28 protein-coding genes and 1 pseudogene are annotated in these 26,366 nt (G+C 40.3%); 8 read left to right on the plus strand and 21 right to left on the minus strand.

The features are described from left to right. Positions 1-181: 181 nt before the first annotated feature. On the minus strand, positions 182-598 hold the full coding sequence (locus J8L97_RS18630; protein ID WP_211052071.1) for a hypothetical protein: 417 nt from the start codon (positions 596-598) through the stop codon (positions 182-184). Positions 599-1,180: 582 nt separating this feature from the next. Here J8L97_RS18630 and J8L97_RS18635 point away from each other — a divergent pair. From J8L97_RS18635 to J8L97_RS18650, 4 genes are read left to right on the plus strand one after another with little or no spacing between them, the layout of a single operon-like run. Continuing rightward, complete coding sequence (locus tag J8L97_RS18635) at positions 1,181-1,405, plus strand: DUF4177 domain-containing protein (protein ID WP_119860791.1); 225 nt, start codon at positions 1,181-1,183, stop codon at positions 1,403-1,405. After that, entirely contained in the window at positions 1,398-1,622 is a 225-nt protein-coding gene (gene yidD, locus J8L97_RS18640; protein WP_138597431.1) for a membrane protein insertion efficiency factor YidD, read from the plus strand. The genes J8L97_RS18635 and yidD overlap by 8 nt, the downstream gene beginning before the upstream one ends. 9 nt (positions 1,623-1,631) lie before the next feature. Next, positions 1,632-2,003, plus strand: coding sequence for a TM2 domain-containing protein (locus J8L97_RS18645; RefSeq protein ID WP_210997486.1), 372 nt, complete (start codon positions 1,632-1,634; stop codon positions 2,001-2,003). Further along, entirely contained in the window at positions 1,981-2,757 is a 777-nt protein-coding gene (locus J8L97_RS18650; RefSeq protein WP_211052072.1) for a M48 family metallopeptidase, read from the plus strand. The genes J8L97_RS18645 and J8L97_RS18650 overlap by 23 nt, the downstream gene beginning before the upstream one ends. Before the next feature lie 117 nt (positions 2,758-2,874). On the opposite strand, the gene J8L97_RS18655 is transcribed toward J8L97_RS18650, so the two are convergent. Further along, entirely contained in the window at positions 2,875-3,249 is a 375-nt protein-coding gene (locus J8L97_RS18655) for a hypothetical protein (protein WP_211052073.1), read from the minus strand. A 292-nt stretch (positions 3,250-3,541) separates the two neighbouring features. On the opposite strand from J8L97_RS18655, the gene J8L97_RS18660 reads away from it, so the two are divergent. Beyond that, positions 3,542-3,688, plus strand: coding sequence for a hypothetical protein (locus J8L97_RS18660; protein ID WP_211052074.1), 147 nt, complete (start codon positions 3,542-3,544; stop codon positions 3,686-3,688). Between the two features lie 77 nt (positions 3,689-3,765). Next, the gene (locus tag J8L97_RS18665) at positions 3,766-4,299 is read left to right on the plus strand and encodes a hypothetical protein (protein WP_211052075.1); all 534 of its coding nucleotides are present in this window, start codon (positions 3,766-3,768) and stop codon (positions 4,297-4,299) included. Between the two features lie 360 nt (positions 4,300-4,659). On the opposite strand, the gene J8L97_RS18670 is transcribed toward J8L97_RS18665, so the two are convergent. From J8L97_RS18670 to J8L97_RS18755, 18 genes and pseudogenes are all read right to left on the minus strand, one after another. After that, positions 4,660-6,126, minus strand: coding sequence for a hypothetical protein (locus J8L97_RS18670; RefSeq protein WP_211052076.1), 1,467 nt, complete (start codon positions 6,124-6,126; stop codon positions 4,660-4,662). Between the two features lie 148 nt (positions 6,127-6,274). Continuing rightward, positions 6,275-6,667: a helix-turn-helix domain-containing protein gene (locus J8L97_RS18675; protein ID WP_138597437.1), complete on the minus strand. Its 393-nt coding sequence runs from the start codon at positions 6,665-6,667 to the stop codon at positions 6,275-6,277. A 221-nt stretch (positions 6,668-6,888) separates the two neighbouring features. After that, on the minus strand, positions 6,889-7,380 hold the full coding sequence (locus J8L97_RS18680; protein WP_211052078.1) for a hypothetical protein: 492 nt from the start codon (positions 7,378-7,380) through the stop codon (positions 6,889-6,891). A 67-nt stretch (positions 7,381-7,447) separates the two neighbouring features. After that, on the minus strand, positions 7,448-7,831 hold the full coding sequence (locus J8L97_RS24105; protein WP_211052098.1) for a GNAT family N-acetyltransferase: 384 nt from the start codon (positions 7,829-7,831) through the stop codon (positions 7,448-7,450). Between the two features lie 87 nt (positions 7,832-7,918). Then, positions 7,919-8,254, minus strand: coding sequence for a hypothetical protein (locus tag J8L97_RS18690; protein WP_211052080.1), 336 nt, complete (start codon positions 8,252-8,254; stop codon positions 7,919-7,921). Between the two features lie 442 nt (positions 8,255-8,696). Next, on the minus strand, positions 8,697-9,518 hold the full coding sequence (locus tag J8L97_RS18695; RefSeq protein ID WP_211052082.1) for a hypothetical protein: 822 nt from the start codon (positions 9,516-9,518) through the stop codon (positions 8,697-8,699). Between the two features lie 116 nt (positions 9,519-9,634). Continuing rightward, a complete protein-coding gene (locus J8L97_RS18700; protein WP_211052083.1) occupies positions 9,635-11,908 on the minus strand; it encodes a GNAT family N-acetyltransferase in 2,274 nt (757 codons plus the stop codon). Between the two features lie 54 nt (positions 11,909-11,962). Beyond that, positions 11,963-12,433 carry a hypothetical protein gene (locus J8L97_RS18705; RefSeq protein ID WP_211052085.1) on the minus strand — a complete coding sequence of 157 codons (471 nt, stop codon included), beginning with the start codon at positions 12,431-12,433 and terminating at the stop codon, positions 11,963-11,965. A 106-nt stretch (positions 12,434-12,539) separates the two neighbouring features. Continuing rightward, positions 12,540-12,923, minus strand: a complete 384-nt coding sequence (locus J8L97_RS18710; protein WP_211052087.1) for a hypothetical protein — start codon at positions 12,921-12,923, stop codon at positions 12,540-12,542. Between the two features lie 148 nt (positions 12,924-13,071). Further along, positions 13,072-13,506, minus strand: a complete 435-nt coding sequence (locus J8L97_RS18715; protein WP_192509438.1) for a hypothetical protein — start codon at positions 13,504-13,506, stop codon at positions 13,072-13,074. Between the two features lie 320 nt (positions 13,507-13,826). Next, positions 13,827-15,842, minus strand: a complete 2,016-nt coding sequence (locus J8L97_RS18720; protein WP_211052089.1) for an Ig-like domain-containing protein — start codon at positions 15,840-15,842, stop codon at positions 13,827-13,829. Between the two features lie 27 nt (positions 15,843-15,869). Next, positions 15,870-17,903 (minus strand): tail fiber domain-containing protein, encoded by a 2,034-nt coding sequence (locus J8L97_RS18725; RefSeq protein ID WP_211052091.1) that lies wholly within the window; start codon positions 17,901-17,903, stop codon positions 15,870-15,872. A 121-nt stretch (positions 17,904-18,024) separates the two neighbouring features. Next, positions 18,025-18,660, minus strand: a complete 636-nt coding sequence (locus tag J8L97_RS18730) for a Pvc16 family protein (protein ID WP_210997470.1) — start codon at positions 18,658-18,660, stop codon at positions 18,025-18,027. Next, the gene (locus tag J8L97_RS18735) at positions 18,638-20,623 is read right to left on the minus strand and encodes an ATP-binding protein (RefSeq protein ID WP_211052092.1); all 1,986 of its coding nucleotides are present in this window, start codon (positions 20,621-20,623) and stop codon (positions 18,638-18,640) included. Before J8L97_RS18735 ends, J8L97_RS18730 begins: the two co-directional genes overlap by 23 nt. Before the next feature lie 6 nt (positions 20,624-20,629). After that, positions 20,630-21,058: a glycoside hydrolase family protein gene (locus J8L97_RS18740; protein WP_211052093.1), complete on the minus strand. Its 429-nt coding sequence runs from the start codon at positions 21,056-21,058 to the stop codon at positions 20,630-20,632. Beyond that, positions 21,051-21,602, minus strand: a complete 552-nt coding sequence (locus tag J8L97_RS18745; RefSeq protein WP_312037188.1) for a UpxY family transcription antiterminator — start codon at positions 21,600-21,602, stop codon at positions 21,051-21,053. The genes J8L97_RS18740 and J8L97_RS18745 overlap by 8 nt, the downstream gene beginning before the upstream one ends. A gap of 472 nt (positions 21,603-22,074) precedes the next feature. Next, the gene (locus J8L97_RS18750) at positions 22,075-22,650 is read right to left on the minus strand and encodes an RNA polymerase sigma factor (protein ID WP_211052094.1); all 576 of its coding nucleotides are present in this window, start codon (positions 22,648-22,650) and stop codon (positions 22,075-22,077) included. Positions 22,651-23,270: 620 nt separating this feature from the next. Further along, positions 23,271-23,902 (minus strand): annotated as a pseudogene (locus tag J8L97_RS18755) (M15 family metallopeptidase). Positions 23,903-24,415: 513 nt separating this feature from the next. On the opposite strand from J8L97_RS18755, the gene J8L97_RS18760 reads away from it, so the two are divergent. Together J8L97_RS18760 and J8L97_RS18765 are read left to right on the plus strand one after the other, a co-directional pair. Continuing rightward, entirely contained in the window at positions 24,416-24,772 is a 357-nt protein-coding gene (locus J8L97_RS18760) for a YciI family protein (RefSeq protein ID WP_211052095.1), read from the plus strand. A 159-nt stretch (positions 24,773-24,931) separates the two neighbouring features. Next, complete coding sequence (locus J8L97_RS18765; RefSeq protein ID WP_211052096.1) at positions 24,932-25,867, plus strand: hypothetical protein; 936 nt, start codon at positions 24,932-24,934, stop codon at positions 25,865-25,867. A 62-nt stretch (positions 25,868-25,929) separates the two neighbouring features. Here the strand turns inward: J8L97_RS18765 and J8L97_RS18770 are convergent, their stop codons facing one another. Beyond that, positions 25,930-26,349 carry a hypothetical protein gene (locus J8L97_RS18770; protein ID WP_211052097.1) on the minus strand — a complete coding sequence of 140 codons (420 nt, stop codon included), beginning with the start codon at positions 26,347-26,349 and terminating at the stop codon, positions 25,930-25,932. Between the last annotated feature and the right edge of the window lie 17 nt (positions 26,350-26,366).

The raw sequence follows: 26,366 nt of genomic DNA on the forward strand, positions 1-26,366 counted from the left end.
ATAAGATATTAGCGACTCCCACAAAACATTAACGACTCTCCTGTCTTCCTGACGCAGGTCAGGATCCATGTAGACTTTGCCCCTAAGTTTGTTTTCGAATACCACGCTAAGCATAGACTCTGAAACATGCTCAAGGCGATCCTGCTTAAACCAAGTAACAAATACGTTAGCGAAGACTTGATTATGCAATTGTCAGCTTGGTTTGCGCGGCATCAGTAAATTCAATCGATATATTGATCACCGGAGCTGGATCTGGCACACCTTGTGGGTCTTGTGCAGGCTTAGATACCTGTAACATCGCCATTATTTTGGTATCTTTAGTCACCAATGCAGTTTTTGACTTTCCCTTAACGGTTAAATTTGGTTTTCCTGAGATCACTTTTCCCATCGCAATACCGCCTTTAAATGCCGCATTATCATAATTTGATTGAAACTTTTGCAGCCACTGCTTGACGTCGTCTTCTGTTAATATCGGCTTTTTTCCTTGCGATAGTTTATTTTTTGTCGCCGATGGGATGTTATCCGTGGTTTTCACTAATTGTTGTGCACCATTAACCGTGATTTTTATGGCCGCTCCATCAACACATACAAGAGGCATAGATATTTACTCACACTGAATTACTCAATATGACTAAGACGCGCCTATTTACGCATTGTGATAAATCAACGTTCACATGTGATTACTTTTTCGCTCTTAAAGCGCTTAACCATGCACGCTGAATAGACATGGACCCTGAAACACGTTCAGGGCGACGAGGTGTTAATCATGCCGGTCAGATATTAGTGACTCTCACAAGATATTGATTACGGGCATGAGGTATTAACAACTCCCTGTCTTCCTGACGCAGCTTTGGATACATAAGGGCTTTGTCTCTACCTCTACGTTGGCCAAACATGGACCCTGAAACACGCTCATGGTGACAAGGAAGTAATGACACAGACAAGATATTAATGACGCAGATATGGTATTAGCGACTCCCCAGTCTTCCTGACGCAGGTCAGGATCCACATCTGCTTTATTTCCAAAGCGCTTAACCGTGCACATTGACCAAGCATAGACCCTAAAGCAGGTTCTGAACGACGAGGTAATAGTTCCCATCGCGAAAAAACAAAATGGTTGTTTCCTTATTTCTGTAACGATAAAATACGTCTGTATAATTAATAAAATCAAGGAAGTATTATGACTCAATATGATGAATATAAAGTGATCCATGTCGTTGAAGGTGGCTGTGGTACGTTATTATTAGGCTCAAGTGGTTTACCATTAAAGAAGCTAGAAGCCACGCTTAATCGCGAAGCACAAGACGGCTGGCAGCTTGTATTTCAAGTCATAGAAAATAAACGCTTTTTGCTATTTTGGAGCCGTGAAGCTGTTATTCTGACGCTGGGCCGAAAACGTGCTTAAACGCTTTGTGCTGCGTGCCATTGCCGCTTATCAGGCCAATGGCGGCGCCAAAGCACACTTTAATTTATCGTGTAACTTCACACCGTCATGTTCTGCCTATACTTATCAAGCAATTGAGAAATATGGCTTACGAAAAGGCCTACGGCTTGGAATAAATCGCATTCGACGTTGTAACGACCCAGACTGTGTTGATGTTAAATCTGACCCTCTACCTTAGGAGAGTAAAATGGATGATTCGAGTTTAAGAGACCAAGAGGAAGCATTGCGTCAAGCCGTTTCATTGTTACCGCAAGAGGCCCGAAAACGCTACTATCAATTAGAACAAACGCTCGTCAAAGACCCCGATACTTATGCCGTCTTAAATTATTTTTTCGCGGCTGGACTACATCATTTCTATCTAGGTAAAACATTAAAAGGGATAATGAATTTGGCCCTTATGCTCATCGGCTTGGCGACCCTATCGAGCATTGGCTTTTTTATTATTTTATTTGTCATCATCATCGAATTACCTCAGCTTTTTCGTAGCCAAACAATTATCAGAAAGCACAATATTAAAGTGATGGAAAACGTTATCAATGAACTCCAACCTAGAACATAGGATACGAAAAGAAAAACAAAAGCAGTGGCTATGGATCGCAATGAGCGCCCTGCTTGTTGTTTTGTTTGCAAGTTATCAGCTTTATACCCAAGCGATTCCCTATTTGGCCCAAAAGATTGCCGTCGCCATTCCTCAGCCCGTTTATCAAGCCGTCGATAAGCATACCCTGACTACCCTCGATGATACTGAACTTTCAAAAACCCAATTGAGTGAGCTTAAACAGCAAGAGATCAGCACACTCTTTTCACAATTAATCGACAATAAACGCGAGGCCCAACATGTGTATACACTTGAGTTTCGCAATTGGGAAGATCAAGCCAATGCCATGGCGCTGGCAAACGGCACCATTATTATTACCGATGCAATGGTCACGTTGGCAGCTGATCAACAGGAGTTAAGTGCGATTTTATTACACGAAATTGGTCATATTGAACACAATCATGTGATGGAATCTATTGTCAGTTCTTCCCTCGTATTTGTTGGCTTAGGTGTCATATTGGGAGATGTTACCGCACTTTCAGATTTGTTACTGCAAGGTACCATTATTGGTATAACGCAAAGTTACTCCAAACAGGCTGAATTGGAAGCAGATAAATATGCATCTGAGCATTTAATAGCACAATATGGTGATCATCATGCTATGAGCGCCGTGTTTCAAAAACTCGCAACAGAAAACCAAGATGAGTCTAGTTGGTTAAGCACACATCCTAGTTTTGATGAACGTATTGAGAAAATTCAAAGTACCAAACCATAAATCCATCTTCCCGATAAGTTTAGTCGATTGCTTAAGATGATCCGCAGCTGTTTAGAGCAATATAAAAAGCGGTTAGGTAACCCCTAACCGCGTCAATTTACTAAACATATTTATAGGTTATGGTGTCACAACTTGTAGGTTAGTCAAAGCGTTAACCTTAATCAAAAGCTTAAGGTCGACTTGGCTCATCGCCCCTGCAATGTCAACTGTATAAGTATTTGGCGTCGCCGCAAAATCAACGCCAGCTAATAGTGCATTAACCACATCTAAATACTCAGGTGAAACCACTTCACTTAACTTCGCTTTTGTCAGTTGTACATCATCTGCATTAATACAGGTACCGGCCGCTAACGTAACTACCGATGAACTATCGAAGCAGGTATCACCCGCTGCAGCAGTATATTCAACAACTTTCATTTTAAGATTTGAAAATTCAGGGTTAAAAATAGTTGATGACTCTGTTGGTGCACAACCACAATTATTATCTGACATAGTTATTTCCTTAATTATTATTTAAAAGTCATTATTGACTCAATAACAAGGACGCGAATTATACTGCGTTGTGAAATTTAAATATTAATTAGATAAATATTCTTTAACACCATCACAGTTTATTTTTACAAAAACAGCGCTGTGATAAACATCATAATATATATAAAATCATTATGTTATAAAAAGACAATTCGCAAAAAATTCATTATTAATAAATTAAATTACCCCGTATTGTATAAGCGAACACTTAACTTACATTTAATTCACACTTCATTTATAAAAAGGAATACTTATGAAAAAATTAATGCTCATCATTGCAACAGGCGTTGCACTGACAATTACAAACGATAATGCTGCTGCATCGCAACTCATTTATGATACTGACGGTAGCGCGGGCGCGTCACTTATTATAACAACGCCCCCATTTCGGCAATGGTAACGCAATCAAGCTCTACGTATGATTTAAGTGTATACACGCCACATTATACCAACCCCATGCCTTGTCAAAGCGCAGCCGTGTATGACCAAAATACCGACACATTGATCGTAACGTTGTCAGTAACCAACAAAACCCTATCGGGAAAAATCCCTCGAGGACATGAAGACAAAGTAAAATATGTACAAGCCAATTGCACGGACGAACAAGGTAATAGCCAAACGCTCAGACACAAATTAGCACCGGCACCAAAAATTAGCTTCACAAGCCAACTGACGGTTGCAGACTGGATTGATTCAGATGGCTTCCGTCCTGGTTATTATGACAGCGTTGTCTATCGAGCCCAGCTTAATATTGATAATGGCGAACCCGATGGCTTCTGCCACACCAAATCTTTTAGAGGTATAATCCCAACATTGCTTACAGAGCGCCATAACACCGGTTTTTACAGTGATGTGATCACCGTCAACGGTGAGGCCAAGTACGACGCCGTTGTCAACGTGCTCGTAAATGAAGTTACTTGTAAAAGCACTGGCGGTACTACTCGCGCAGTCGAGGTGTGGGAAATTACCGAGCAGCAACAAAACCGAGAAATACACATTTATTCACTTTAATTCAAACTGAAGGGGCTGCTTTTAGCCCCTTGATTTTTCCTTAAATAACGAAATGCTTTGACGTTTATGCGCTGCGCCAAATTGCATACTTCAACCCACTTTTTGGCACACAAGGATATGTGCGGCTGTATGAAAAATTAGCGTTACAACTACATATCACAAAGAGCAGCAGTAACTAACTTGTAAGTGCATATTTAGTACTTACTTCCATAAAAAGAAGAAAACTCTCTAGCGCACAGGCGATCATCTAAACATCAACTGGGATTTTAAGCCAAGTAGACCATTTTAACTAGGTAGATTAAAAAATTTAAACTGGGCAGTTACACAATCTGTTACAGGGTCCCTTTTACTGGTTAGCTATTAAAACTCGAGCCGCTTTAACTTGCCTTTTTGTTCTCCTACTGGATAAGGTTGTATACCCGAGTTAAGTAACCTTTTTCTTTGTGTATGCAAGGCTTCATGGCTCAAGGCTACATCATCATCAAACATTATAGTATTAAGAAACTCTTTCGTTTCAGGACTCAACTTAGAACTTTTCATCCCCAACTCTCGAACAATTACTTCTTTGGCCGCTTCTAAAAAGGTGTTTTTTGATCTAACTGCATATTCACCACCGCCTAAGTTTTGCCAGTAGTCAGCACCCTTACCCACACTAATGCTAATTTCATCTAATAAGGACTCCGCTTTTTTCTCAACTTCTACTTCTTGACTTATTTTGCCCATTAACCCCTTTAGTCCCAGATGATCTTCTGTTTTATCATCTATTTTCAATTGTATTGCAGCTAGAATACCTTCTGTCGTTAACAAGTCATTTTTTCGCACACTATAAAAATTGCCTACTCTGGAATGACCACTGTCAAGCTGCGTGCGAGCTTCTACTCTTTTTATGCCAACTTGACCCTCAGCTAAATACTCTGAAATGCTGTACACATTCGTTCTTGGTAAAGTAGATGCATCTTCATTAACCCCCGACTGCATACCAATGTACGTCGTATTTTTAAATGATCCCGTTACAATATTCTGAACTGCCCTTTGTCCCAGCCTACTGATACTCTTTTCAACCATGTCGGTTAGGTTAATAATTTTGTTAGTGCTTAACCCTGCTACATTGATATCTGTTATCTTGCTTCCAACAAAGCCAACTAAACTATCCTTATTCTTTTTGTATATTTCTCCGATCATCTCAAAGAGTTCATCAATGCCTGTTTGGTGCCTCATTTCTCTTGGGTTCCATTTCTCATCCGCCTTCACAGCACGCTTATTAATGTTAAATAGTAACAAGGGGAGGCCGCCTTCTTTACTGCTTCTTTCACCCGAGAGCTCTAAACCTTTTTTTGACCTTAAGGTGTTTAAATATGAGTTTTGCGGCTCTTTAGTAGCAGTATCTCTAAAAAGTTGCTTTGCTCTTCCACGCACATAAGGGACTGTCGTTATATGATCATACTGTTGATAATGAGCCACTCGCTTTCCTGCTAGCCCCTTCATGGTATTCATATCTTTGGTCGAAGCAAATGTATAATCGTCTTCTTCAAAACGATCTATGGATTCAATATGATCATTGATAATACTGATATTGCGATTTTCACCTTGCTGCTGTTTGCCTAAAGCCTTTTTACCTTTTTGTTGGTGGTATTCAAAGACTGTTATAGGCCGCTCATTTTTGGTAAGCAGTGATACATACTTATAGGAGTTCATATCCCCTCTAGCGGATGGAGGGAAGTGTACGAAATTATTACCGCTAGTTTTTATTCGGTTTTTTACTTTTTCATGTCGATTATTATCGTGAGTATCAATTATTTTCTTCAGCTTCTCATCATGTTGCAACATTGTGCACCTCGTAAGTGATAGTTCTGAGATTATGGTATATCAGTGATTGGTCCGAAATTAGTTCTTTCGCCTTTCTTTACCTTCCCAAGACGTTGTTCCAATTCAATTGTGAGTTTGATTCACAATAGGTGAAACAGTCGCTGCTGAGTCACGGTGTGACTGTATTTAAATTAGCTTCGAGTATTTCAATTGATAAATCGCAGTGGTTTATTTCATGCAACACTTTATGAATTGTAGCAATTCCTAGTTTAATGTGTTCATTCCTGAGCAACTCACTTTGAATGCGACTGGCACTTAAGCTCCTTGATTTTCTCAAAGTAAGAATTTGAGATTCTATTTCTTGAGTTAATTTTTGATTTAGTGAGCTATGTGGCCTTTTGCTTAGACTATTCAACCCATCTACACCGTGCTTTTGAAATCTAGACCACCACTTCCTCAGCGTTAGTCTAGATATTCCACAACGCAAACAAACTAAGCCTGCATTGTTAGTTTCTTGATAAAGCTTTATCCACTTTAATCTTTGCTGAATTTCACCGTTCATGACAACCAATTATAGAAAGGGTGCCTATGAATCACACACATAATTGAAACGGTGTTTGATCAACTCAGAACATGGCTCAGATAGATCACACAAGGCACCGTAGCTGCATTTCATTTATGGTGAACTTAATGGTGGGGCTGATTGTTTATACATTTCAAGCAAAAAAGCCGAGCATAAAGGTAACTCGGCTCTAGTTCTTATACAGATCTCAGGTTAACTAGCTATTTTTTCTTTTTCCCAGCCTTTTTCTTTTGAGATATAAGTGGTTTAATTTTAGTAATAAGCGTAGAGTTAAAACTTTGAAGTAGCTTAGAACCTATACCTAAGTTTTTCATTTCACTCCCATTAGATTTAACCGTAAGCATTTCATATTTATCTCTTTTTTGATCAGTGGTGGTCAAGAAAACTCCATCCACCTCATCAAGTATAGGATATTCATTATCTTTTGCCCAACGGTAGATACTTTGACCCAAATGATAACGCGTTACAAACCTTTGCCCTTCTGACTTATGTTCTAGCTGAGGATCTGCACCCATTGTTACCCACTTTTTAGCCTCATCAAACCCTCCTTTTTTGTTATTTGATGCAACGAGCCCTTTTTGCTTGATAGAAGCTTTACACTCCTCTTCTGACGTCACTCTTGACACATAAGCAACGCTATTCATTGTAGCTAGTATTTCATTTTGTACTGATGTATTCTCACTTGCTTCCATTTCAAATATTCTCCAAAAATTGAATCAATTACTCATAGACATTTGTGCTGATTGAACTATCCCCTACTTACTCCGAAATCGCACTTGCCCCATGCAACCCCAAACAATAAAACACCTCTTGCTTGTTCCCTCCATCCTGTACATTGCCATACTCTTCAAACCCTACGTATTGCAAAATTCGCCGTGAAGCGGTGTTATGGACCCATGCAGAAGTGGCTAGTTGTGCGATATTTAAACGTGGAGCAAGCAAGCGAATATGTTCAACCGCAAGTTCAACACCCGTTTTGCCAAACCCTTGGCCTTGATAATCACAACCAATCCAAAATGGTAGGTGAGCACTAACGGTTGAAACGGTTGAAACGGTTGAGCATGATTTTACTTGCTCTTCAATCTGCTCACCTTGTGTAGGCTCAGGCTGAAACTCTAAATCCCCCCCCCTATAAAACCCAATGTGCTGTGTATTAAAGCAAAGTGTGCTTTTCGCCCTTCATCCCCTTCTTGCTGCCTATAAGGCCAAAGCTGTTCATGGACTTTGGGGTCAGGTCTTGCCTTTTGCTATTATTCGACTGATCCGAGAATAATGAAGATTAAAGAACTCTCCTAACTCTTTTTGGCTATAGTGCCCTGATAAGTAGGTTTGTTGTATTGCTTCATTGCGATTTAGGCTGGTTTGCTCATATTGTCGTAAAGTTAATGCTTTCACCCGAACTTGCTTTTTAGGGACTTCTGATAAGCCAACTTTCAACATCTTTTCGTTTAATAAGTGGTGTTGAACAAAAATATTACTACCCAAACACACTTGGTTAGTGATGTTTTGCCAGATCTTTACCCCTTTTCCATTTGCAACAAACTCAGCAAAGCGTAACCGAGCCATCGTTCCAATATATCGACTATACAGGCTCTGATGGGTTAAGTACGATGCACTCAGTTAAAGCTTCAGCTATATAGCATTAAGCTGGCGCATATCTGCACTCAAATTGATTTCAAGCGTTTCAACAAGAAAATGGTAGTGGTTGTTCATTAGCCAATAAGCGTGGATGTTCCAATTATAACTTTTACTCACCTGTCTTAACCTCCATAAAAATCAATTAAAACCAATTAAAATCAACACACTAAAGACAAACCAGCTTTCTTTCATTAACACGTGGCGCTACATGATATAACCCCCCAGTAAACTCCAATTGTGGTGCTCTTGCCATGGTTCTTCCATGAACATATTTGATTGGGATTTTGAATGTAGTTGATATGATGAAAAAGCACTAAAAGTAAAACCAGCTTTCAATGCTCTATGAATTCAAATAAAGTGGCTTTTCTCGTTAAGCCATATCTACTTCAACCTCTGGACTTATTGTTCCCTTTGCTCCATCTACATCGTGTGTTGCCACTATAAGTACACTCTTCATTCGTTCTTGGAGCTCTGCAGCAACATCTTGTGAATGTTTGCTCATCATGCCACTATAGTCTGCGTTCGCATTCTGCGTTAGTCCTAGTATTTCAAATGCTTTTTTAGGGTCACCTTGACCTCCTAGTTTTAGATTCTTCCCACTTCCTCCCACATGCAATGACCTACCTGAAACAGCTCTTCTCGCATCTCCTAACTCAAAACCACCTGAGTTATTCCACTCGGTATTTTTATCTTGAATATTATCTTTCGAAGCTGAGATGATGTCATTAACTAGCCACAACGAATCGTCGTTGCGCCTCACTGTTAGATGTGGGTTATCTACTTTTAGTTTCACTTTTGCTGTTGCGGCTCCCTTACCATCCAAGTTATCCCACGATACTACTAAGTTATTGATGCTATGTGTGATATGTAGCATCGCTCTGGTATTAACACCTTGAGCTCGAGGATGTTTGGATATCTCCGGTGGTTGAGCGCCATCTACCTCTTTTTCATCACTGACCCAAGTTCCTGGTGCTGGTGCGTTTTGAGAATCATATCGTATTGGTCCCAAGCTTTTCCCCTCTTCACCAAGCGGACCTGGTGTTTTAGTCACCAAGGGGGCCTCTATCGCACTTTCTTGAGTTGCTATGTTCACATACGTATGAGCTTGTTTGCTTTGAAATATCTGAGTCCCTTTCTTTTTTACCTTCTTTTTGTTCGTAACATCTACTTTCCATTCTTTACTCGCTATCATGTTGGCTTCCTTAGTTTTATCAATATTTATATAAGCTACTTGAGTTAAGTATTTGCACGCATATACTTGAGGGCTTTCGGGTTTCATTTTTGTTCTTTAACATGATTAGATACTCATCACATAATTACCTGCGCATTAGAATCGCTCGCAGGTATTAAAAGCTCAGTTAAATCCAAACAATAAAACACCTCTAGTTCAGCCCCTTCACCTTTAACACGACCATATTCTTCAAAACCAATATGATTCAAAATACGCCTTGAAGCAGTGTTATGTACCCAAGCTGAAGTAGTTATTTGGCAGATATTTAAGCACTCAGCGAGTTGCTGAATATGATCAATGGCTAATTTAACACCAAGTTTTCCATAGCCTTGACCTTGATAGTCACAACCTATCCAAAATGATAACTGTGCGCTGTTTAATGATGGGTTTGGGCTGTGCCTTGCCGGGCTACCTAGCTCTTCGGTTTGATTGTGTTCTGGTTCTAAATCTACAACTACACCACCGATAAAGCCCAATTCACTGTGTATTATGGCAAAATGCGCTTTTTGCCCTTCATCACCTTCTTGCTTCCAATGGAACCAAAGTTGTTCAAGTTGTGAAAAGCTCTCAAGTTTTACACCTCGAAGGCGCTGAGCAACGTCTTTACGGCGGTATTGCATATAAAACTCAGCCAAATTTTGTTGGCCTAATGGCAGTAATTGCAGTTGCTGACCATCGTTCAGCTCAACGCTGTGGTTTACTGCATCATCGAACCAAGTAAGCTGTGCTTGGCGCGCTTGGTATGCCGTAATGTCGTTATACAACCGTTTCGCTTGTTTATCATCTGGGTTTAATTCCAACGCAAGCTCAATACACTGTATGGCGAGTGCTTTTTGCCCTGTCGCATGTGCCACAAGCGCTAAGTTATGTAAATAAGCCGTAGTGGGTCCATCCAGTTCCATTAAGCTCAAAAAACACTGCCGCGCTAAGGGCCAATAACTTAAATCAATAGCAAATAGCCCCAATTGGAATACAAACTCATCGCACTTAGTTAACGGCACATAAGCCAACCAAACTTGCTCTAATACTTGATGCCACATTAGCCTTAAGTCGACTTTCACCCCTTGCTCTAGTAAACGCGGTAAAAAAAGAGCAAGTAGCTTAGGCTCATAATCATATTGGCGCATGAACGCTAATATTTGCGTATCCCCCAGTACCTTAGTCGCCCCAACTAGGCTTTGTATGATGCGCTCACAATCTTCTGGCGATTGCTCAGCAAAGTAGCGGTAAAACGCCTGCTGTGTATGCCTATATAGTTGCTGTGTTTGACTCGATTTAACGCACATCAAGGTAGATTTATTACATTGATGACTACTGGCCAACCACTGTAAAAATGGGCTGCTTTCTACCATTAATACCGAGAAGTTAAGCGAAAACCTTATGCCAGCGTCATCGTCATTATTGGGAAGTGTAATATCCACCTCTGAGGTTGTCGAAAAATCACTTACTAGCGTTAAGCTTCCATCGCACAGTGATTGCTCTAGCCCTGCCAGCAAGCTGTGCGCAGCAACAGGTAGGGCGAACGTTTGACAAACGCCTTGTTGTGAATAGCGGTGTAGTGTCTGAGTACAATGCCCTTGAACTTGTTCAGGCAGTAGTGATAACACCTTCTCTACGCTCGTTTCTTGCCAACGATAAGTCAACTGTGCGTGATTTTTAGGTTCAGGTTTTTGACACTTTTGAGTGCCTGCTTTTTGCCAACCTAAAGGCAATGTTAAAGGTGGTTTTCTTTCTAAAGCCAGTTTGGCAACTTGAGCTATATAGAGATCTTGATAATGCACTTGCAGCAGCATTTGTGGCAACTGCGACAACACACCATTGGCAATAAATACACTAGGATTGGCAGCTAAATTTAGCAACTCTCCTTCTTCATCACGTTCAGGCAACACATCGTTTTTTTCTAGCTGCCAATGCAACGTTGTCACTTGGTTGTGCTGTTTATAGTGCACAAAGTATGGATGCTCAGTAAGCTTGGCTAACTGAGCTTGCTCTGTGTCGGCAAAAATATAACACAGCTTTACATCTTTAAATTCAGGCTGCGTCAGTGCTGAAGTCAGTTTATCTAGCAAAGCCAAACCAAATTGCCCAGCGCTTGCTTGTGCTTGCAATATATAAATGGGCTTATTTAAGTTAAATAACTGGTTATTAACACCATCGTACAGCCAAGCAACGATGGTTTGCGTATAAGCTTCTAGCCATGCCTGATTAAACCAGCTAACCTGAGCACTCGCAATGGGCGTTATAGGCCAAATATCGGCGTCTAGTGTTGCTGTATATTCCCCCACTAATTTGGCGTTTTCAGGTATGAGGGTTGCTTGGGGTGCTGGCGAAAGGTTGGCAATTTCGAGCATGTTAGTTCCTCTATTCTACATTCGATCTTTTAAGTTGATTCATGCAAGGCTGCTCTAACGAATTTTGATAATATACTTCACATCAGTGAGTGCCGTTGTTTTGGCTGGGTTTTCCATAGTGATGTTTTGCTTGTCAATAAGCACATTATTCATAACTGAATATTCGTATAACATTGTGGGCCGACCTTGCAAGCCATCGCAAAGCGCATACCCATCGGGAAGGTCTTCACCAAACCATAATATAATGGCCCCTACAGGCAGGCTATGTGCATTGCTATTGCTGTGACTTGCTGCGCTCTGTGCGGTATTATTTGCGCTATTGGCAAGCCAAACCGTACCATCGACTCTTAAGTCTCCTCGCACTGTTAGGTTGTCGGTTAGTTCAGCATTGCCCTGTTCATCGATTCGAATACCATCATCTTCTCCAATCATACAATGATCAATCAGCTCAGCAAATTGCGCTCCGGTCGGTTTCGCGCCCGCTGAAAAGAAGCGTTTAAGTTTGGTTCTCACGGTATCGATCATACTGTATTACTCTAACTAAAGGGGTAACATGACGAGGCATTGCTCCGTCGAAATAAGCTTGGCTGCAAAGGTAGTAATTGCATAATGTGTAGGGTAATTCACATCATCAGCTCGATTTAAGGTCGCTCAATATAAACGGCTGCCAAGTCTGTATTGCGCCTTGTTTTGCCACCAGCTCATAATAAGTGTATTGCCCAAATTCATCAGGGTGTTTACTGGTCACCAAATTGCCAACTTCTAAATCGCCACGCAACGCCTGCCATTGCCCTGTCTCACGAATGAGATACACGCCATTTTGGGCCGCATCAGTTTGCTGCGTTAACAAATGCACGGTTTGCCAATGTTTTGGCGAAGCGATTTGGCTAATATCAATGTTCTCGGTATGAATAACATCCACTTCCTGTTTAACACCTATATATCGCTCTAAGTGCTGTGCTTTTCTGATGACGCTTGCAAACATATCGTTAAGATTGAAATAGTCTATAGGCATAATCGCTCCAGTGTATGCACACTTCTTATTACCTTACTCCATCGTTGATGGCACATAGAAGGTATATAAAAGTATGTACAGAGACGAATTATTACGCCTCTGCACACTCATCAATAGCTCATAATTATATTGAGCTGCTCTATATGCGCTACACAGCCACAGGGGGTGTATCGTGGTAAATTTCTTTGCTCCAAACTTGTCCTAATACATCATCCTTACTGGTTAATCGCCATAATACCGTTTGCTCGTCGTTATTATGATTTAAGTCATCAACCATGTTGCCTACATCATAAGGACGCTCAACTTTGGCTAAATCACCGCTTACTTCAAGCTTATAAATACCATTGTTTAATCCGACTGATTGACCTACTAGTAATACATATTGACCAACCTCAACCAGTGGGTTTGCATAGGCTAACAGTGGCGTCTCAACTTCTTCAACAGTCTCAACCTGCTGAATAATTCCCAAATACCGATAAAGTGAATTTGCGCGTTCGGTATTATCTATAATTTTATCTTCTCGTCCAGGAACATTGCCCTGTAAAGATGCTAATCGTGCTGATAGTGATAGTGTATTCGCCATAAATGGCCTCCTAATATGGGGAGTGCATCGTCTGTATAAATGATAATGCACTGTTGATTATGTTCATAGCATGCCATGTTGGCTTGGCTCATAAACATAAAGGTGTACTGCTATGCAGATAAGTGACAGTGTGTAAAACCGATTTCATAAAAGTATTGAGTATTCAAAAATACGCATTGACGCTTTAACTGGATAAAATATGACGTAAGGAAGTACGATATCGTGAAGTTTTTTCCGCCATCACTTCACCCTGTGCTTGTCGCATTACTGACTATGATTTAAATACCATGGGTATAAACACAAGCATAATTAAAACGTTATTACGAGCTTGTTAAATCAAATAATTGATAGGTAACAGTGTCATAAGATATATAAGCGCTGGTGCCATTATCGTTACCAATGTCCGTGATACGCCCAACTATTCCGCCTTCGAGCACCACCGTTCCACCAATAAATTGAGTACCAACTAAGTCTATACTCTGCGATTCAAACCAGTTTTTGACAGCAACATTATTGAACCCTGAAGCGCTATCATGATGCACATGCTCTGATATTGTTAGCAGCTCTGGTTTAGTGAGCAATAGATTACTTTGTTCTTGATCCAGCGCATATACAGCCAGTACGCGTACGCCACTTACAGCACCATTTTGCCCAGTACTTTGCCTAGTAAGCACGTACTGCCGCTGATCAATGAGCTTTTCTTTCATCCATTGTGCTTCGTCCACTAAGTAGCCCAAATGAGTAATGACAGTACTCGATATCAAAAAGCGTTCTAATGTTTCAGGGTTAAATACCTTGCGAATATACCCCAAATGGCTTTGTATTGTACCTTGTACCAATTGCCAACTGCCACCCGTGTATTCCCAGCACTGATTGTTTTGCGCATCGTATATTTTACTGGCATCTAAGCCACCATTAAAATCAATGTCTAGATAAGTAGAGCCTGCTTGTGAATGGGTATAGTAACCATATTGCTGCGGCCCTTTAAAAATATTGAGGCGATTGTCACTATTTAAATCAAGGGTTATTTTTGAACCTGCCTGGTAATTATCAACGTCATTCCAGTTGGTGGTATAGCATGTAATGACATCACCTTGGCGCTGTATTTTTACTCGGGTTTTCGCACCATCAAAATGACCTGCTACGCCATCAATATTTATATCATTAATCACCCAAGTCGGTGGCCAAGGTCCATTTTCACTATAAATCAGCCCATACCCTTGATTTGGCCCCATCCCGCCTTTTGTTCTGACTAACGCCAAAAATTTATTAACACCGCCTTCTCGTACAAAGGCAACAATCAGTCCGATAGTATCATCGTCTGCCGCTGGTGAAGTGAGTGTTGCTTCAAAAGAGAAATTATCCAATTTATCCGGTGATATAAAACCACAACCACTGCTAGTATTGGTTGGCATAGACACCCTATCTGGACTTCGTAAAAATTGCCAATCTGCGGCCTCCCCGGTTGCTGTACTTGCATCTGAAAAGTAGGCTGCCCCAGCAAACCGGGCCCAACTATTGAATACGTCTTCCATTGTTGGCGGGCTATAACTGGCAATAGCAGTAGATACTTCAGCTTGGGTGCGATAAACAAGCGCTTCAAGCTCTGGCAAAGGTGTAATGTTTATAAACACAGTCCCTATTTGCGTTTCATCTAATCCATTTTTTATATGATAAGTAAATTGTGCTGGCTGCTCTGCCAAACCCGTAGAAATAAAGGTGATATTATCCCCTACTAGGTTAACACTCCCACCAATAGGGCCGCTAACCGACACCAAAGTAATGCCTGAATTAGAGCTGTCTTCATCATTTACAATCAGTTGAGAGGCGCTCACATATAACGTTTCCCCTTGCTGCAAGCTAAAGGTATCAGGGTTGCATATGAGCGGTGGAATAGCCAACACACGCATACTGACAAAATGGGTCTTCCTAACACCTATGCTGTTCTCTACCACAAAGTCAAACCGAGCTGCACTGTTAACACCGCTGCTTGAAGTGAATACCACATTCACACCATCTATGCGCACACTGCCATATTGGGCGTTTAACACATTCACGAGTCTTATAGCCTCTTGACCATCACTATACTCATCAAAACTACCTGCTAGAATATTGGCAATAGGTATCGTGGCCGCTCGATTGCTATACACATCAAATACTTTATCAAGCAAAAAAATGGTATTTGCAGATGCGCCATAAAACTCACTAACAGCAATACTTTGCTCTGGTATTTTATTAATATGTTCGCTGTACACGCTTAGCGTATATGGCGGCTGCGTGCTATATTCTTGCCCGATATCTGCTAATGAAATAGCCCCTATATTTTGCAATGACATACTCTTTCCTCACTGTAGCAGCACATATTAACAATCATTTTTTTCAAGCTGGGTTTCTAAATGAGCGACTTTTTTATTGAGCGCTTTGATCCCCTCAACCAATAACCCCACCATATTTCCATAGGCTACACTGAGGTACTCTCCTTCTTGATGCACAACTTCCGGCAGCACATTGGCTACTTGTTGCGCTATCAGCCCTGAAAATCGACGTTCTTCAGATAAATCCGTACGAGTAAAGGTCACACCTTGCAACTGTGCAATGCGTTCAAGAGCATTTTCAATATGCATAACGTTACTTTTCAATCTTTGATCTGAAAAAGCAGTCACATCGTGAGTTGCAACAATGGCCCCCTCAACATTTAGATTTCCGACTAAATTGGCAGTCTCTATATTAAAGTGACCACTGAGTGTATCGCCGGTTTTTTGAATATATCGAGTATCCGACTCTGTTTTGGTATAACGCTCATTTCCTTGAGATATTCGTGTTGTCACTTCATTTTGTAGCGCCTCAGTGAGCACTGTATTTTGCTCTTGACGGACTTGAGATTCATTCTGAATTGCCGTCTCTAATGCGCTATTTTGTGTAATACGTGATTGCGACTCTGTTGCTAAATTATTTTCCAGCGACGTACTGCGCGCATCATTCGTTTGCGCATAATTAGCAAATGCTGTATCTGACTCTGTGTCTACCGAGTTAATTAAAGTAACAATTTCGGCAAAAGAGTCTTTATCAGCATCACTGGCTGACAAAATACTGTCGATTCTGAACTTTTGCGTGTTGACTCGTTCTGTATAGTCATCAGTAAGCTCCATTGAGGTCGTGGCAAGCTGCGCCGCTAATACACTTGCATCTACCACTTTTTCAGCCGTCGCACTTTGTACATCTTGTACTGAGGCAAAATCTACGCTGATTTGGCTATTTTGATTTTTTAAACCTATACCTGCCATTGCGATTGCCGAAGAGGGCTGCCAATAATACTCAGCGGCTTGACCGTAACTGTATTGTGCCGCCACTACAAATACCTGACCTTGATGCTGACTTCCTTCCTTTACAGCAATCGCACTCCCCGTCGAAAGAGAGGATAGCTCTGCGGTATTTACCCGAATGAGTTGCGCCGGACTCATTTGTGTATCGAGTTGCCATACGCCATTTTGGCTCGGCGTATTTTGCGCCGTAAGCAAGACATAATCACTATGATTTAATATGATCTGGTCGATGTCTGTGGGCGGTTGCAACACATCAATAGACTCGGTGGTTTCTGCACAACGTACCTGAATATTCAGCAATTGTGGGCAGGCCAATGCTTCTAACTTATGATTAAGCCAGCGACCGCTCTCAGAGCTCAGTACTTTTGCATCAACCCCTTTATGAATGTCCTCTACCATTGCAAAATTGAACCGTTCCGGCTTTACCTTTCCTGATGTGAGCTCGGTTGCATTTAGTGCACTAATTGCACTCCCATCACCGTCAAATTGGCCGTCAAATTTACCATCGAACAACGTAGCTTTGACTTTTGAGTTTGCGCCGTTTTGGGTTAAATCAACGTGAGCGGGTAAACGAGCATTCAATAAATGTGTAGTCATATATTCAGGTATATCTAAGCTTTTTAACGATACCCACTCATCGATAGCATCAACTGCATTGAATCTATATTCATAAAAACTCGCACTGCTTCCTTGTGAACGATTCGCTTTTAATAATAACCCATGCGTAAAATCAGCACTTTGCTGTTGCAATGTTAGCGTTACCACATCGTCAGCAATCGATACCGTATAAACCCCGTTTACAGCTGGGTCATCTTGCAAGTAAATCAACACAGTTTCACCCGTTACCAAATTATAATTTTTTAGCTTTGGTTCTTCATATAAATTGCCGTCCAACGTCGTTAGCTGCTCAGTCACCACACAATCAACGGTCATACCAAATAAATGCGCTATTAAGCTAAACGTCGCTTGATTATCTGTTGCTGCATCAATGAGCTGATAAAACTGTTCCTGTGTCGGTATATCTCCGCGTGAAAAGTAGTCTCTGAGTTCAGTATTCAGTGCTGAATGTTTCATGTTGGTCCCTTTGGTTTTTTCGCTCAGACACGAGCTGCTGGGCATTAGTTAGATTGCCTAATACGGATAAGTAAAAAGTTTGGTCTTGTTCGAGAAGTTAACCGTGAAATGCGCGTAACTGTTATTTTTTATCTAATACATTATTTATTTCACGTACAATTGGTAACTCAACAGGTTCAAATACCGGAATAGGTAATGACAGTGAGAATAGTAATGTTGGTTTCGGTGATGAACCTAGTGCCTGCCAAACCTGGCCACTGACCTTGTCACTTTGCTCATTACCAAATAACTGGGCGCGTATGCCATAGGGGTTAAGTTGAATATCATGCGCGTTTAATATTTCTGCAGGTAAAAAATCGTAACGTCCTAAACCACAGAGTAAATAACTTAAAATTAAGTGCTCTATTTCAGCACTTTTTTCTTCATCTTTACTCCAGATGGTCAGCATATAGGTAAGTGTCACAAATTTAGGTTCTTTATAATAAACACTGCCTGACTGGGTATCATTCACTTCCATTCTCGGAATTTCACTTTGCCGACGAGCAACATCTTCACTTACGCCAATCAAATAACAATTCACCATAGGAATATCACTGACTACTTTATCAAAAAATGCTTTATCAGGGGCTTTAAAGCTCAGTTGAACCCCTTGTTCTGATTGCGAAAGCGCTTGTTGAGTCGGATCTATCGCCAATATTCGTTCTGTAATAAACGCATGTAATGCTTGCTGTAATTTATACAATAGCGTCGGGTCCATGATGCCCTCCTTGTAACCACTTTAAAATGTCTTGTTGGGCCATAAACCCGGCGTGATGTTTTGCCAGTTCTCGCTTTAACGCACAGGCAATATCTGAGCGAACTATCAATGCTCTACCCGCCATTAAACTTTGTAATAGTGCTGTTTCGGTAATATTTATTATCTGTGCAGCGCTGAGCTCAAACTGATGGGCTAGAGGCGTTATCACGCCGAGTAAATCGTCATCCGCATTACCGCCTAAACTATGCAGCCACAAGGTCATTCGCTCTGTTTCGGTGGGAAAAGTAAACTCAACCACATTATGAAATCGGCGTAAAAACGCCTCATCCAAATTTGCTTTAAAGTTGGTACTCAGTAACAGTAAACCACTGTAATGCTCCATACGCTGGAGTAAATAACTCACTCCCATATTGGCATTTTTATCATGGCTTGACTCTACCTCACTGCGTTTGGCGAAAATGGCATCAGCCTCATCAAACATCAACACCGCATTATGGCGCTCTGCTAAATCGAATAGCTTGGCTAAGTGCTTTTCTGTTTCACCAATCCATTTACTGGCAATATTTGCTAGGTTAACCAGATATAAAGGCAGCTGTAACTCTCCCGCTATTGCTTCTGCCGCCATCGACTTTCCAGTGCCGGGCTTGCCCCAAAAAAGCGCTTTACAGCCACTATTTAGTCGAGGCAATCGCGCTTTTAATTCAGCTTGATAACGCACCCGTGCCACGAGCTCTTTTAATGGTTGTGCCATGCTATTGGCAAGTACCATATCTTGCAAAGTAAAACGCGACTGACTAAGCTTTGCCAATTCATCACCCCCTACACTCTGTGTTTGTAAACATTGTGCTTGTAATGTGCTCCAATAATCTTCTGGCGTATGCATTAATTGAATAGCATGTTGTGATAGTGTGTTCATACGTTCAAGAGCGATGGGATAATGCGTTGCCAATTGCCAAGCACGTGCTTCGAACCTAGCCTGAGATTCTGGTGCCAATGCCAACCAGCTGCTTGCGACTTTTTCTTGAGTTGGCATCACAATTACACGCTCATCAACATGCTCAATGTCATGTTTTCTCTGTTGCGGTTCAGTCATAGTGACAATATATATCTGCGGTAAGTGCTGTATAATGGCTCGTAAATTTTGATAGGCTATGTGTAAATAGTTCACCCAATTAGGCCAATATATTACAACCGATTGGCCTTTATTCTTAAGCAGTAATTCAGCTAATTCTACCTGCAGTATTTGACTATCGTACTGCTTTCCTTCTTCTGCTTCGCCAATGAACTGACTCACTGAAAGTGTTGAATGAGCGGCTAATTGCATACCATACCAGAGTGCTTGTTCGGCATTGTCATGGTTCAAAAGCGTATACTTTGCGATTATTTTATGTTGTTCTTTGGCAAAACTGCAGCTAAAAACAGGGTCAATGTCATACTTCTTTATTGCACTAAATAATGCGCCATCCGAGCTCGATACACAGCCGCTTTGTAAATATTGCTGTAACAATGGCGATATCTGAACTGCACAAGATAAACTCATATAGTGACTCGATTGATTCAATAAGCCTAATGTAAATAAGCGAGATGAACCAATATTTTCTGCCAATAATGTACGTTTACTCAGATACTTATCATTTAGTGTTAACAACTTGTCGAGGCTTAAAGTCGGCCCTTGCTCAAACCAACTCAGACCTATAAATGGCGCTACACAGTCGGGGTCCAGAGTTTGAATATACACCAAAGTGAGTAACGTAACTTCAGAGTCAGTTAAATCAAACCACGCTTTTACTCCTAAAAAACGAGTGGTTTTGGCAAGCGTAGTCGTGGCATTATGAAGTTGTGTTGCAGCTGGTTCTAGATCTTCATTCGCCTCTTTTAAAGCGAGTCCAAATGCATAAAAACATTGCGCCAAGTGGCGCTCAGCGGCAACGATAGCGTTGTGCTCTTCCTGTATTGATGCCATAGCACATTATCCTTTTGCCATCATATCGGCCAGCTCTTTGGCACGATACCCAACCTGCTCAGCCCACTTAGAATCCAACATTTCTTGAGCTGCCAGATTAAACTCTTCGACACATAACGCTGCGAGCATTTTTTTAAACCGCTTTAAGCCTTGTATACCTAAATTAAATGCCATATTTAACAGCACTAACTTGCGTACTTCTGACAGTTGATTAAATACTGGAAGCTGATTACTTACTTGTCCAAGTACCATAGTAATATCGTTATCGAGTAAGTATTCCGCTTCTTGCTCAGTAATTCCCCGCTCTTGCAAATTACGCCCGACACCGATGGTAAGCTTACCAGCAGTACATTTGTAAGGCTTACACACTAAACCTTCGTGACAGATCAGCTGTGCTTTTAATGCATAGAGCCCATGTTGAGATAGTTCAGCCATAGTGCGCTTCTCCTACAAGTTTTATTAGTTCGATGGGCACACTCACGAGCATACTTTGCTCAAGACCATGTACTTCAACCGCCACAACATGCTTGCTATTTAGCTCCATCAATGTTCCTTCATAGCCTTGCAGGCTTCCTGCAATGATCTCTACTCGTGCGCCTTTAATTAAGCGGTTCGCTAATACTGAAATATCGTATCCAGTATTTAGTGAACGTTTAATTAAGGTAATTTGTTCATAGGCAATTGTCGCTGGCCGATTATTAAATCTGACATAATTTACAAAGCCCGCCATTCTCTTAATATGCTGAAATTCATTACCATCTAAATACACGAATACATATGATTTAAACAATACTGTGCTGATAGTTTTATTTCGGTCACTCCATTTACGCGTTTGGGTTATTAAAGGCAGAAATACTTCGCAGTCACTTTGTAAGCGCTCAACCTGCTCTGCAAATTTTTTCTCTGTATTTGGTTTGGTATACACCACATACCATTGTCTTTCTGTCGTCATATCAAAGGTCCAGGTAAGCTCCGCCACATCACTCCCGTTATGAAGTAATATGAAACAATTTTGTTAGTACAACAAATACACGCTATTTGCTGAGTTTTTTACCAGAATCAACTTCTGTTATGAAACTAACGGAGAACTTGCAGTGTTGTGAAATAAATATTGATTATTAGGAGAGTAACTATATTTTTTATAAACTTAAAAATCAGGGAATTAATTTTTTGATGTGGTTAAAAATAAAATGATTCGATAATAAACCTTCGCGCAAAATACCGGTAACATCTTGCGAAAAACGAATAGTTAACCTCAGGTTTGGATAAGGGTTTTGGAATAGGAAATATTTTTAAAACAAACTTACGTACATTCCAATGATGATATTTTGTTTAATATCAAGGCGCTTTTATGCAGTAATAGCGGGCTATTACAAATGAAAGCAACGCCGAGAGTGAGAAAATAGCTTTATTGGGCAAATTCGCTTATCCAGAGCTGAGGTTAGTTAATATTATCCAGCGCGATACTCCTCCCTAAGACCTGACAGTTTCTTCCGTGCCAGCTGCACCCGTTTACGTACATTCTCCTGACTTAACTTCATTTTACTTGCAATTTCTGGATACTCTAAATCATGCATAAATTTATACTCGACAACCTGACGTAATTCAGCAGGTAAATAGGAGATTTGTTGCATAAGTCGATGGTAAATATTGGATTGAATAAGTTCTGATTCTAATGTTTTAGAATAGCTATCAGCAAAAAAAAACTCCTGTGGAAGCTCTGAAACTTGATTTACGAGCTCTTGTTGTTTGGTATTCGCTCTGTGTACGTCCATGCACGTGTTGTGTACAATACGACACAACCACGCAAAAGCGTTCTCAATATCGTCCTCACGTGCTGTATAAGCTTTATATGCTTTTTCACACGCTTGCGCCACCGCATCTTCTATTTTATCTATATCATTGTGCAACCATTTATAACAACACCGCACAAGTCGTTCTTCGTGTTCACTCCATAAAACCCAAAAATCACTGTGTCCTCGAAACGCGCGAATATCCGCGCAAGAATAATCCTTTGAAACCAACATCACTTCTCCAATTTATAATTAAATATCGGAGGAATGACGTAGAATAAAAAATTATGTGAAAATATTTATTTAGCATTTTACATACCAAGCATTAACGCTAAAATTACATAGCAAAGGAATACTGACAATAATTCAAGAAATAGTAATGGTCATGCTGGGAAGATTATATATAGGCGGTATAGTATATCAATTACATAGGATTACAGCGTACAATAAAAGCCTCATAAAAATGGCCCTATTATTTAAGGTTATGAAATTAAAGTATATAGATTAACTTTCAAAGAAGTGATAACTCGCTGTTTATACCACCTTGTTTTGAAACATGATTTAGTATTAGATATTGAAAGGGTTAGATGTGAATTTTTTACATAAATCATAAAATAAATGCAAATTTAACAACAAACAAAGAGACCGCCCACTTCAATGAAAACACATCTAGATGCACGCTAAAATACCGAAAACCACCAGATGTCACTTTAAGTTTGGCATTACAATTTAATTGTCTACACGCGCTATTTTTCATCAAATGCACATCAAAAAAACTCAAATAATCGATATTTTCTGTCTTAGCGTCAAATTACCGCCAATAACAATCACGCAATAATACGATACATTATCGCTTAGTTATCGGCTATTTCATCATCAAAATAACGATTTTTAAAAGGCTCATTTTTCAAGGTAAAGTGCCACCACTCTTCTTTTAAGCCCTTAAAACCTGAATTAGCCATAATGCTCGCTAGCAACATGCGGTTTGCTCTTTGCTGTGTGGTGACTTCCATAGAAGAAGGCCATGATAACGTAGAAAAAAATCCCAACCGGTTCCCATGTCAAGTTCAGCGCCTGAGCGGTTATCAACCTGTGTGATATCTAATGTACTGCCACGAGAGTGACCCGACTTTGCCGCAATATATCCCAACTCAAAAAGTTGCGCTTTCTCTACTTGAGGGTAAAAAATCGCTTTATTTTTATTATCGGTTAAATCTTTTGCCCACTTTACGAAATGATCTACTGCACGCTGGGGTCGGTAACAATCAAACACTTTTAAGCTCAAGCCAAATTGTTTAGCCGATGTTTGCGCTACTTTTAACGCTGCGATAGCAGGAATAGATAACAAACAATTAGGGGCGGAATATCCATCAATCTGAGTACCAACAAAGTTATTGCTGCCGAAGTACCGAATATCAAAATACACTGAGGGAATGGCTTTTTTTACATCATACAACTCATTCGCTGCAAGCGGCCCACTGATCATACAAGCACCAAAAATAGCGCTTAAAAATATCGACTTAATCACGAAAACCCTTTATATGTAGCTTAGTTATAAATATATCAAAACAATATGAATCAAGTATGAAGCGCCAGCACTATGAAACTCAAGAGAAACAGTAACTTGATAACAATTCACCTCAATACTCATTTAAAACAAGACTTACCGTCCATCAGTCGCCCCCATTTACAGAGCCGGAAAATTAGCCAGGCTCTTATTAAAGCTGATAAAAAATTGGCCAAATAGCATAAAGGCAATCAACGAGTATATGAAGGTTGTGATAGTTCAACTCAATAAAAAACCGAAACACAAACTATAAAGCGTAAAAACAGGCCTACCACTGTGGTCAAACACCACAGGGACGCTTTACTGTCAAAACATAATACTGAGTGCCTATAAAAAATTAAATTTTTATCTCTGTGCATTGTCCTCGATAACACACTCACGACGTCTACTTATAGAACACTTACACTTCATTTAATAAAACGAGGATATATCATGAATGAATTTATGTTGATTTATAAAGGCGGCGATCCAGATTGGATGGCAAATACAACAGAGCTAGACATGGCCAAAAGTATGGAAAAATGGGGGCAATGGATGGCGCAATTAGAAGCGACTCAACAACTCGTCAGTGGCGGTTCACCACTTGATTATTCAGGTAAGCGACTTTCAAATGATAAAGTTGAAACTGATATTGCTGCAGCTGAATTCAAAGAATTGGTTTCAGGGTACTCAATTATTCGAGCAAACAATATAAATGATGCAACCACATTGGCTAAATCGTGCCCAATATTTGATTATCCTGGTGTTGAAGTCGAAATTCGACAAATCATGTGTACCGACAACAGCTAAATATTAATTCGTCAAAAAGGCGATTTTTTGGTTAAACGGACGTCCGATGTCCGCATCGGACGTTATAAAAAAACCACAAAACATTAATTATCAATAAGTTAACTGTTGGCATTATGATTGCTTCTTCAACATAAAAGCAAACTCCTTCAAAGGAACAAAATGATGATCAAGATTCTTACTCCAATATGTGCAGCTTTAGTCTTAAGTGGCTGTATTGTTCACGTTGGCGGTGCCGCGGCAAAAGCAGACAAGCATGAAACACAACAATTGGCAGTAAGCACTGCAGGACTGACATCTCTTGATGCCAACCTTGGTGCTGGCTCTTTAAAAGTAATAGGCGCGCCAAACCTGTCTGAAATCAAAGTTGATGCCGATATTTATACTTACGACGGGTCAGGGTACACTTTTACATTAGACACTTCTGGCAGCACAGCCAAGTTAATTGCGGAAACCAGTTCTCGCAGTGGTAATGTCTGGGTCGTCGGTAACCAAAGCCCCCGTATTGATTTAGTCGTCTATGTACCAGAGACTATGGCGTTGGATATTAATGATGGCTCTGGCGACATCCATATTCAGGGAATAACAAGCCATATCAACATTGAAGATAATTCCGGTGGAATCAGTATCAACGGCGGTCACAATATTAATATTGATGACGGTTCAGGTGATATTAATATCAATGGTGGCTATGCAATTGATATTAAGGATGGCTCTGGGAGCCTCGATATTAGTCAGGCACAAGGCGATATTCATATCGTGGATGGCTCAGGTGATATGAAAGTTCACGACACTGTGGGTGAGATATACATTAAAGATGGCTCAGGCAGCCTCAATATCAAAAACGCGCAAGGTAATATTTCCATCAATGATGGTAGTGGTGATTTAAACGTGTACCGTGCACAAAAGAATGTTGAAATAGAAGATGACAGTGGCAGTATTTCAGTGGCAAAAATTGCGGGTAAAGTCACGATTGAAGACGGCTCGGGAGACATAGAAGTAAACCACGCTGGCAGTTTACATATTTCAGATGCAGGATCTGGTAGCGTGAGTATCGATAATATCAAAGGCCGTATTTCTGGTGATTTAAACCAATAAGCAAACCTCACCCAATAATGAAGTGCCTCAAACAAGGTCGACTTCATTATTGGCTATGCCCGTTAAAAGAACTTCATAGAACTCGTATCATCATTAAAACCAATTAATCTAAAGTCGGCTAAATCACCTATGATCGTTCTATATTGACCACCATAATTCGCTTTTTGATAAACAGTCACACCAATCGCATTATAAACTTTAATTGCCGTGGTATTGTCATTAAAACCAATAACTCGGAAATCTGGCGTATCTTCAACAATAACTCGATACTGAGATCTGTAGTTCATATCATTATATACTACAGCCATTCTCATTTGCATGTTGACAGCATTATCAAATTTTAATAACTCAGAATCAGAAAGTTTATTTCTTACATCGTTAATTTCTGCATAGCTCATTTCATTTGTGTTTTGAAAGGTTAAATCCGCAGAAAGCGTATTGAAAGACATTAATACTGCAATTGCTACCAGTGTATTTTTCATTTTATTACCTTATAATT

It is taken from the genome of Pseudoalteromonas sp. MMG012, from assembly GCF_018100875.1.
Taxonomy (GTDB): domain Bacteria; phylum Pseudomonadota; class Gammaproteobacteria; order Enterobacterales; family Alteromonadaceae; genus Pseudoalteromonas; species Pseudoalteromonas aurantia.